This window comes from Streptomyces sp. XM83C (assembly GCF_023072675.1).
Classification (GTDB): Bacteria; Actinomycetota; Actinomycetes; order Streptomycetales; family Streptomycetaceae; genus Streptomyces; species Streptomyces thermocoprophilus.
In genome coordinates this window covers 1-9,331 of the sequence record NZ_JALLGL010000247.1, presented here as the reverse complement: position 1 = coordinate 9,331, position 9,331 = coordinate 1, and the positions used below count along the sequence as shown (strand labels likewise).

The window sequence follows — 9,331 nt, the reverse complement described above, 5'->3', positions numbered from 1 at the left end:
CGCCCGGGCCCCGGGCCCCGGGTGCCGGAAACGCAAGCGCCCCCCACGCACCCGCCAGAGCCGACCTACCCTTGCTGCCTTCCGGCCCTGGGGGAGTTCAGTCAGATAGCGCCGCGTGAGGGGCTCCGCACAGCCTACCCGATGCGGACCGAGCGGATCGAGTTCGCGAGCACTCCCCTCGGTCATGTAATGTTTCCGGCGGAGGATTCGCCTAGAGGCCTAGGGCGCACGCTTGGAAAGCGTGTTGGGGGCAACCCCTCACGAGTTCGAATCTCGTATCCTCCGCCACGGCTGACCAGCCGAAACGAAGGTCCCGACCGCACAGCGGCCGGGACCTTCGTCGTTCCGTGATCTCAGTTCTGGTCTCAGCCGCCCCTTCCGGCTCCGACGCGATCCAGTGTCCCCGCCCACGGCCACGCAGAGCGGGGGCAGAGTGGTTCGGACCGGTCTCGCGGGAAAGCACGGGCCGACAGCCGGTGTCCGCCGTCGGTGTGGCCGATACCGCCGTGCCCATGGCCGCACCATGGGCTGATCGTCAGACGGGCCCGGCCGCCGCCCCCTGCTCACGAACCGCGACGGCCGGTGCCGACCGATCAGTGCCGGGACTGCCACCACAGGATCACGGCGGTGACGGCCACACTGCCGACGCCGGAGCCGATGCCACGGAGCGTCTCCTTCATCATGAACACAGCGCCGCGCACCACCCGTGTGCGCCAGCCGCGGCGGCTCGAAGCCTCCGGCCACGCGCCCGGATTCGCTTGGCGGTTCTCCTCCCCCACATCGTCCGCACGAGGCGCCTTCGCTCTCTCCTTCTCGTTCGGGTCGCGCACCGTACCCTCCCAGGTGTCATGCGACGCACCGCTCCCGTCCATGGGTGCGGAGCCGGCCGGGCATCGGCCGTAAGACCAGTCGAAGGGATACCGGGAGCGCCTGGACGAGTGGAGACGGGTGCTCCGGAGCCATGTCTTTGACCTGCGGGAGATACGACCGTTGGGCAATGATCGGCGGATGAGTCGAGACGAGAAGCCCTCCATCAGGCGGCCCCGCCCGCTCGGGCCGCCGCAGTGGGCTCCCGGTGCCCGGGGCCAACTCCACGACTACCTCTACGACCTGTATCTGGCGGCGGGCGAGCCAACCATGCGGGCCATCAAGCAACTCGTCGACAACGACGACGACGCGAAGGGCCGGCCGAGCAAAGACACGATCAACCGTTGTCTGGCTGGCACGGAGCTGCCCCAACAAGCGGACGTGCTCAGCATCGCGCGGGTCCTGGCGCGCGAGGCACGATGGGACGAGGCCCGAGCCACTGAGAAGACCTTCGATCTGTGGCTCGAAGCGAGATCCGTCGAGTATGCGGGTGAGCCGATCCGAAACTTCGACAACCCGTTCATCCTCCGCGTGCACGAGGTCATCGAGAGTGACGGCGCAGACAATGCCGGTGACCTGCCGATCTACATCCGACGGGAGCACGACGAGCTGCTGCGCCTGAAGGTGGAACTGGCCGTGCGCGGGGAGAGCGCCCAGGCGATGCTGTCCGGCGAGTCGTCGACGGGGAAGACCCGGGCCTGCTGGGAAGCGATCCAGAGCCTGCCGGACAACTGGCGGCTGTGGGCTCCCCTCAGCGCAGACCAGGCGCTGGAGGAGCTGCCGTTGGTCGCACCACACACGGTGATCTGGCTGGACGAGGCGCACACCTTCTTCATGACCAACGGCTCGCCTTCGGGCCCTCGGCTGGCAGCACAGCTGAACGAGGTGCTGCGCCTGAGGCGTCGAGCACCCATCCTGCTTCTGGGAACGATCTGGCCCCACTACCTGAGCACCCTGCGGGCTATCCCGTCCCGAGCGTCGCAGGACGACGAGCACGCCAACACACGTCGGTTGCTCCGCTCCGTCAGGTACAGGAGCAACGAGCGCAGGGGGCCCGACCGCCTCGACGGGCTGGACTTCCGAGTGGGCGAGTCGGTCATCCCGGTGCCGAACGACTTCACAGCACCAGAGGTACGACGCCAGGTCGAAGCAGCAGCGCTCACCGACCCCCACTGGGCCGAGGCACTCGCCAAGGCCGAGGACGGGCGCCTCACCCAGTACATGGCAGGTGGACACGAGATCCAGCGCAGGTACCAGTTCGCGCCGACGGCGGCCCGCGGACTGATCGATGCGGCCATGGACCTGCGCCGCTTGGGACACGGACCAGAACTTCCCGCGGCCCTTCTGGCAGCGGCACTACCCGGCTACATCGGGCGCGCTGCCTATGACCTGCTCAGTGACGCCGAGCTGAACAGTGCCTGGGAGTACGTGTCCGATCCCAGGCAGTGCCGTGGCGCCCGGCCTCCGCTCGGAGAAGTGGCGCCGGCCGGCCGTGGCGTCCCCGGTGACGACGTGCGGGCAACAGCCACCCACTACCGGCTCTCCGACCTTCTCGACCACGAAGCCCGCATCGTACGGCTCAACCACAAGGTGCCCGCCGAACTGTGGCGCGCTGCGTCCGACCACGCCGACCGCAGTGCCCTGCTGCCCCTCGCCGACGCGGCACGTACGGCGGGTGCGTATGCGGATGCCTGCCGGCTGTACGTCCGTGCCGTCGAGCACGGCGAGCAGTCGGCCCTCTTCCAGATCAGAGACCTCCCCGGCCGGGAGAAGTGGGCCGAGGAGACCCTGCCCTGGCTACAGGCCCGGGCCGAATCCGGTGATCTGAACGCCCAGCATGTCGCCGTTCACGTGATGCGGTCCGTGGGACGTGCCAGTGAGGCAGAGGACTGGCTGTGGTCGCGCGCCGAGACAGGGGCGATTGACGCGCTGCGGGAAGGTGTACGTCTGTTGGGCGCATCAGAGGCGGGGGGAGAAGCCCAGAGACGGCTGGAATCCATGATGGCGCAGGGGGACCGCGACGCGCTGGCAGAGGCAGCCGACGCACTGCGCGCCAAGGGCAAGGTGGCGGAGGCGATCGCTCTGTACAAACGGGCGGCTGATCTCGGAGACCCCATCGCATTGCGCCAGTTCGTCGCGGAACTGCTGGACGCCGGGCGCGGAGACGAGGCCCTGGCCTGGCTCCGGACCCGCAGCGACAGCGGCGACGTGGACGCCCTGGGAGTCCGGGTAGAGGTCATGATTTCACTCGGGCTGTACGGCGAGATGCTGGACTGGCTGCGAGGCCGGATCAGCGCCGGGGACTTCGCCGCGCTCACCGAGGCACTCGCGTACTTTGACGAGGCCGGCATGGAGGAAGCCAAGCTTGAGTGGTACCAGGAGGCTGCGGTCGCGGGCCACACGGCGGCGCTGATGCCGGTGGCCGACCACCTCGCAGCCCGTGGAAGGACGACCGAGGCCCTCGACTGGTACCGGCACACAGCGATCACGACGAACAACCGGGTCGCCATGCACAGGGTCGGGCGCATCCTCCTGGAACGGGGCAGGACCGAGGAGGCCCACTTCTGGCTGAACCGCTCGGCGGGCCTGGATGGGGAAGCTCCACAGGCAGCGTCGTAGGACTTGTCACCACTTGCAGGACAGCACTCGGAGGGGCCTCCAATCCCCTCTGGCTGCCTGCGATCTGTCTGCCACGGTGTCGCCGTACCTCCCTGGGTTCTGAGCGCGGTCTACATCCTGTGCACAGGCCTCAGCGAAGGACATCTCCACGGCGGCCCGGTCCGTGCCGCTCACCTGGGCCTCGGCCTCCCAGCCCGGGCCGGAGCAGCGGCCGTCAATGCCGAGGCCTCCGGATCGGCGTCCGGCTCCCGGACGCCGAGGCGACCATCACGGACGGCCTCTGCCACCTTGTCTCCGAAGGACCTGCAACGCTGGTGGCCCGGCATCCACGAAGCCGAGACAGTGGCATTCGGCGGGAAGACCCGCATGACGGCCGCGCACGCCCTGAGAGCGCCCGGGCAGGCAGCGGCCGTCCCGTTCATCACCGGCCGGCCGTCGGGCATGGCCGAACCCCGGCGTGCGCCCTCCGTGCGCACTTGTCTGCGCCTCCTTGCCCCGTCCTACCGTCCTCCGGCTCACGCCACACGACGTCGACGGAAGGGCCGCAGGTGAACGAGGGCGATCCCAAGGCTGTTGCCGAGATCCTCCACGAGCTCAGTACCACCTCCCACGTCCAGGTCCGCTCGTCCACCGAACTCGCTGTCCAGGTGACCAAGGCTGCGGCGGAAGAGGACGAAAAGCGCACCGGCGACGGTCGAGGTTTACTGCGCCGACGCACCGACTACCGGGCCGTCAGGAGTGCGCCGCGATCACTGACACTCACTCCCTGGCAGGTCATCCACGCCATCGGCCTCGGCGCTGCTTCGGCCCGCCAGGGCGCGGGACGGGGACTCGCCGAGCATTGGGGCAGCCTCCGCTACGTCCAAGCCCTGGAAGCCAACCGAGGCCGCTACCTGCAACTGTCGGCCGAAGGACGCGATCTCCTGCGCTTCTACAAGGCCACACAGTCCAGTGAAATCGGTACCGGCTTCGCCTCGCTGCTGGCCGAGGACATCGTCAGGTCCCGGTACCCCGACCACTCGGTCTCCGTCATCCCGGCGGACGTCGCCCTGAAAGCGGGCTGGACGCTGACAGGGGCCGGCAAGGGCCGTCGCCCGGAACCTCTTCAGAGAAGGCCGCACTTCTTCGTCGAAGCCTGGCAACCGGGGCAGCCGTCCAAGGTCCTCCTCCTCGCCTCGAAGGGCACACACAGCAGCACCCATCAGGTACACAAGCAGCTGAGCACGGCCAGTGCCCACGTCGAGTCGGTGCACATCGGGCCCTACGGCACCGTCCCGTACCTGCTCATAGGCACCGAGATCCCTGCCAGGGAGCCCCTCGCCCTGCACGCCCTCGAGAAGCGAGGCATGGCCCTTCTCCAGACTCCCGGAGAGCAGCCCGGAGCCGACCTGGACCTGGTGCTGGAACAGGACAATCGCGTGCCCGAGGTCGTACGGCCCACCGACCGCGGAGAGACGATCGTCCCGGGCTTTCAGGTGCTGCCGGATTCCTACGCGTGGTTCAGCATCGTGCTCGCACGGACAGAAGCAGCCACGCTCACAGCCTTCACCGGAGGCGGCAGGCCCACCGCCCAGTACCTGACCAAGGAACAAGGGCACCGCCACTTCCTGCACGACACCCGTACCGGCACGGTGCAACTGCGAGATGCGAAGCACGCCATCCACGGCATCGACTTCGTCGGCACCGACCACATCTACCGACTCAACGGCACCCGTGTGGAGGCGTTCTCCGGTCTCGAGAGGAGTCTGTACGAGCACCTCCACTACGGCCGTGTCAACGAATACCGCCGCGAGGTGCACGACCTCCGCGGGCAATGGCCGGACCGCAGCACGTCTGGGCAATGGAGCGCGGTGTCCATCCGCGCCGACGGGACCGTGTTGGCGATCCGTCTTGTGCAGGAGTGACGCCGGCGTCGGCGTCCGGGCCTGGGGACGTCACGACGTCGGACTGTGAGGAGTCGATGTCGCGTTAGGTGATGTGAGAACCCTCCATCCCGCGGTCCGGCGGGGTCAGGGTGTCACCTGGATCTCGCGGGTCACTGTCACCTGTTCGATTTCCGATACCCGTACCGTCACCTTCATCGTCCAGGTGCCGGGGAGGGGGAGGGTGAGGGTGTCGGCGGCCCAGTAGCCGCCTCGGTCGGTGAGGGGGGCGTCCAGGGGGCCGAGTTGTTTTTCCGGGAGTGTGAAGGCGATGCGCAGTTCGGGGACGGACGCGAAGCCTCCGTCGGCGGCGTAGACGACCGCCTCGACCGCGTTGTCGCCGGTGCGGGCCGGGGAGAGCGTGACCTGTACCGTGCCGCGCGCGCTGCCGACCGCGAAGGGGACCCGGGCGACCGAGGCGCCGGGCAGGCCCGAGGTCACGGTGGGCGGGGTGTCGGCCGCCTCCGCTTCGGCGCGGCCCGGCACCGTTGTGGTCAGCACCGTGGTGATCACCAGGACCAGTACGCCGATCAGCGTCTCGGCCAGGACCGAGCGGCGCAGGCCTGTGTTCGGGGCCGGCGGCTCCTTCGGAGCGCCTTCGTCGACGGTCGGGGGGGTCGGTCGGTTCGGGGTCGGGGTGGTCCGTTTGTCCGGCCGGTTCGGCGGGTGGGCTGTCGTGTGCGTGCGGATGCCCGCTGTCGTCAGCTCGCGGGCCTCCTCCGGTGCGGCGGTGTCCGTCGTGGCATCCTCCGGTGCGGCGTGCGCGGGCGTCGCGAGCCTTGTCGTCCAGGTGCGCGACACGGCCGCCGCTGCCAGCAGCAGGGTCACCGCTGCCAGCTTGGCCAGCAGGATGCGGCCGTACGCCGTGTCCGTGAGCGCCTGCCAGGAGCCGAGGCCCCGCCACGACTGGTAGACGCCGGTGACCGCGAGGACCGTCACGCAGGAGAAGGCGAGGCGGGAGAAGCGGGCCGGTACGTCCGGGGGGAGCGTCCGGCCGGGGGCCGTCAGCGTCAGCAGGCACACCAGGCCGCCCAGCCACACCGCCATCGCCAGCAGATGCAGCACCGCCGCCGTCATCGCCACCGGCACCTGCGGGCCCGCCGCCGCGTGTTCCGCCGATGCCCAGGTCAGCGCGAGGGCCACGGCCAGGACGGGGCCGACCGTACGCAGGGCGCGCGTGCGGCGTGCCAGGGCGGCGACCGCGCCGAGGAGCGCCAGCCTGGCGAGGAGCGCCCAGCCGGGGCGGGTGGTGACGGTACGGGCGAGAGCACCGGGGTCGAGGGCCGCCGACGGGCCCTCACCCGTCTCGTACGGGGCGCGCAGCAGCAACAGCGCTGCTGTCGCCGCCAGCAGCAGCCACCAGCCGATGCGTGCCGGGCGCCGCAGCGCGGGGTCCTCCTCCGGTGGGCGGCACACCGCCAGGAACACCGCCGCGCCGATGAGCAGGGCCGCACCCCCGTACGCCGTGTAGCGGGCCGCGTCGACCAGGGTCCGGGTGGCCGCGTCCTCCGTGGGTGCCGTGGCGGCGGGCGCGGAGGTCGGGCTGGGTGCGCCGACGGAGAAGGTGAACGCGCCGGAGATGGGGTGGCTGTCCGCGGAGACCACCCTCCAGGCCACCGCGTACGTGCCCTCGTCGAGCTTGCCCGGCAGGGTGACGCGGGCCGTGTCGGCGCGGCCGTCGGCATGGCCGGGCTCGCCTGTGCGCAGCCGGTGCCCGTCGGGGTCGTACACCCGGAAGGAGCCGTCGAGCAGGCCCACCGACTCGGTGAAGGTGAGGGTGAGGGCGCGGGGGGCCGTCTTCAGGACGGTGCCGTCGGCGGGGTCGGAGGAGCGCAGCGCCGCGTGTGCGGAGGCCGGGGCCGCGCCACCGAGGACCAGCAGGGCCAGCAGGGCGCCGAGCAGCATCAGCCGTCGGCATCGGTGTCCGTCGTCGCGTTCCACGTCACTTCCCCGACTTCCCCGCTGTCGCCGACCGGTGCTCCCCATGGATACGGGCGGGGGGTCGTCGTTGCTCAGTTCGCTGGTGAACGGGGCGTGCGGTCGGTCTTTTGGGGCGTGTTCCTGGTGTTTCACGTGAAACCTTCCCTTCACGCTCCTCTCACCACGTCGGACGTACCGACACTCCTCCGTCCACCACCAGGTCATGGCCGCTCACCCAGGACGCGAGAGGTGAGGCGAGGAAGACGCAGGCGTCGCCGATGTCCTGGGGGCGGCCGAGCCGGCCGAGCGGCGCCGCCCGCTGCCAGCGCCGCACTCCGTCCGGCCAGGCCTCGGCGATGCCGTCCCGTTCGATCAGTCCCGGGGAGACGGTGTTGACGCGGATGCCGTACGGCCCGTACTCCAGCGCCGCCGCGCGGGCGTGCTGGACGACGGCCGCCTTCGCGGCGGCGTAGTGGGCGTGGCCGGGGGCGGGCCGGTGGGCCTCGATGGAGGCGATATGGGTGATGCTGCCTCCGCCGCTGTCCCGCATGAGGGCCGCGGCGGCCTGTGTGCAGGCGAAGACGCTGATCAGGTCGGTTTCGACGACGTACCGCCAGTCCGCCGCTGTCATGTCGGGCAGTTCCTGCACGGGCTGTACCGCGGCGTTGTTGACCAGTGTGGTGAGTCCCCCGCCGGCCCAGTCGGCGGCCTCGCGGACCAGCCGGTGGCAGTCGTCCTCGTCGGTGAGGTCGGCACGAAGGACGACGGCACGGCCTCCGGCGGCTTCGATGGCGGCGGCCGTGGCGCGGGCCGCGTCGACCGACGTACGGCAGTGCAGCGCGACGGCGGCGCCCTCCTCGGCGAGGCGCAGCGCGATACCGCGCCCGATGCCGCCGCCCGCGCCGGTGACCAAGGCGGTGTGTCCACGCAGGAGCGTCATGGGCGGCAGAGTTCCACGATCCTGGCGGCCTGTGCGGGATAGCGCGCCGTGAGCTCGGCGGCGTCGCCGTGTTCGTAGTCGGCGTCGGTGAAGCCGGGTGCCATGGTGCAGCCGAAGAACGTCCAGGCGCCGCCCTCGGCGACCCGCGCGCCCATCCAGGTGCCGGCGGGCACGACGTACTGCACGTGCTGGCCGGCGCGCAGGTCCGGGCCGAGTACGGCGGTGCGGGTGGTGCCGTCGGGGGCGAGGAGCAGCAGGTCCAGGGGGTCGCCGAGGTGGTAGTGCCAGATCTCGTCGAGGGGCAGGCGGTGCAGGGCGGAGTAGTCGTCGGCGGTGAGCAGGACGAGGATCGCCGAGCCCGCGGGCCTGCCGTCCGGCCGTCGGGATCCTGCCCAGGTACGGCGGTACAGGCCGCCCTCGCGGAGCAGCGGCTCCAGGCCGTAGTGTGCAACCAGCTCTTCCGGGGTCACCCGGGGAAGGCTACCTCCCGGCGCAGGAAGGCGAGTTGGGCCTGCTTTTCCGGGAGGTACACGTCGGGCAGGTCGATCTCGGGCAGCACGACCTGCGGGCCCTTCTCGAAGCCCTGCGCCAGCAGCCGGGTGATCGCCTTCTCGTTGCGTACGTCCGGGTCGACGACGATCCGCTGCCGGTCGAGGCCGAGCAGGGTGTAGGCGGCGAAGACGGAGATCAGCGCCGCCGACCAGCCGTGCCGTGGTCCTTCCGGGCCGGCGGGGGCGAGGAGCAGGTGGATGCCGAGGTCGCCTGGCTGCACGTCGTAGCACTCGCTGACCCGGTCGGCCTCGGGCTCGTAGGTCTGGAGCAGGGCCGCTGGTTCGTCGTCGCGGGTCACGAGGTAGGCGTGGTGGGTGTCCAGGGTGGCCATGTGGGCGTAGATCTCGGCCACCTGGTCACGGGTGAGGCCGTTCATGCCCCAGAAGACGGCGCGTTCCTCGCTGACCCAGCTGTGCACGATGTCGGCGTCGGTGTGCGCGTCCAGCGGCAGGATGCGGACCGTGCCGAAGCCGTCGACGTGCTGCTCGTGGACGGGGGTGCGGGCGGGTGG

6 protein-coding genes, 1 tRNA gene and 1 other RNA gene are annotated in these 9,331 nt (G+C 70.6%); 3 read left to right on the top strand and 5 right to left on the bottom strand.

Annotation, left to right across the window (positions count from 1 at the left end; genetic code table 11):
* Positions 1–29 precede the first annotated feature (29 nt).
* Positions 30–128, bottom strand: an RNA gene (ffs, locus tag MTQ10_RS23165) — signal recognition particle sRNA small type.
* 72 nt (positions 129–200) lie between these two features.
* Between ffs and MTQ10_RS23160 the strand changes: the two genes are divergently transcribed.
* The 3 genes from MTQ10_RS23160 to MTQ10_RS23150 all read left to right on the top strand — a co-directional run bounded on the left by MTQ10_RS23160 (position 201) and on the right by MTQ10_RS23150 (position 5,390).
* Positions 201–288 (top strand) — tRNA-Ser (locus MTQ10_RS23160).
* 720 nt (positions 289–1,008) lie between these two features.
* Positions 1,009–3,486 (top strand): tetratricopeptide repeat protein, encoded by a 2,478-nt coding sequence (locus MTQ10_RS23155; RefSeq protein ID WP_247472001.1) that lies wholly within the window; start codon positions 1,009–1,011, stop codon positions 3,484–3,486.
* A gap of 548 nt (positions 3,487–4,034) precedes the next feature.
* Entirely contained in the window at positions 4,035–5,390 is a 1,356-nt protein-coding gene (locus tag MTQ10_RS23150) for a hypothetical protein (protein WP_247471999.1), read from the top strand.
* Positions 5,391–5,495: 105 nt separating this feature from the next.
* Here the strand turns inward: MTQ10_RS23150 and MTQ10_RS23145 are convergent, their stop codons facing one another.
* From MTQ10_RS23145 to MTQ10_RS23130, 4 genes are all read right to left on the bottom strand, one after another.
* Positions 5,496–7,313, bottom strand: coding sequence for a copper resistance CopC/CopD family protein (locus MTQ10_RS23145; RefSeq protein WP_247472003.1), 1,818 nt, complete (start codon positions 7,311–7,313; stop codon positions 5,496–5,498).
* A gap of 193 nt (positions 7,314–7,506) precedes the next feature.
* Entirely contained in the window at positions 7,507–8,268 is a 762-nt protein-coding gene (locus tag MTQ10_RS23140) for an SDR family NAD(P)-dependent oxidoreductase (RefSeq protein ID WP_247471997.1), read from the bottom strand.
* On the bottom strand, positions 8,265–8,738 hold the full coding sequence (locus tag MTQ10_RS23135) for a cupin domain-containing protein (protein WP_247471995.1): 474 nt from the start codon (positions 8,736–8,738) through the stop codon (positions 8,265–8,267). The genes MTQ10_RS23140 and MTQ10_RS23135 overlap by 4 nt, the downstream gene beginning before the upstream one ends.
* A partial coding sequence (locus MTQ10_RS23130; protein WP_247471994.1) for a GNAT family N-acetyltransferase occupies positions 8,735–9,331 on the bottom strand: 597 nt, incomplete at its 5' end. The genes MTQ10_RS23135 and MTQ10_RS23130, both read right to left, overlap by 4 nt.

Excerpts from the sequence above, each read along its gene's own strand:
- MTQ10_RS23140 (WP_247471997.1), bottom strand. The coding sequence starts at position 8,268 with ATGACGCTCCTGCGTGGACACACCGCCTTGGTCACCGGCGCGGGCGGC.
- MTQ10_RS23145 (WP_247472003.1), bottom strand. The coding sequence starts at position 7,313 with ATGCTGCTCGGCGCCCTGCTGGCCCTGCTGGTCCTCGGTGGCGCGGCC.
- MTQ10_RS23155 (WP_247472001.1), top strand. The coding sequence starts at position 1,009 with ATGAGTCGAGACGAGAAGCCCTCCATCAGGCGGCCCCGCCCGCTCGGG.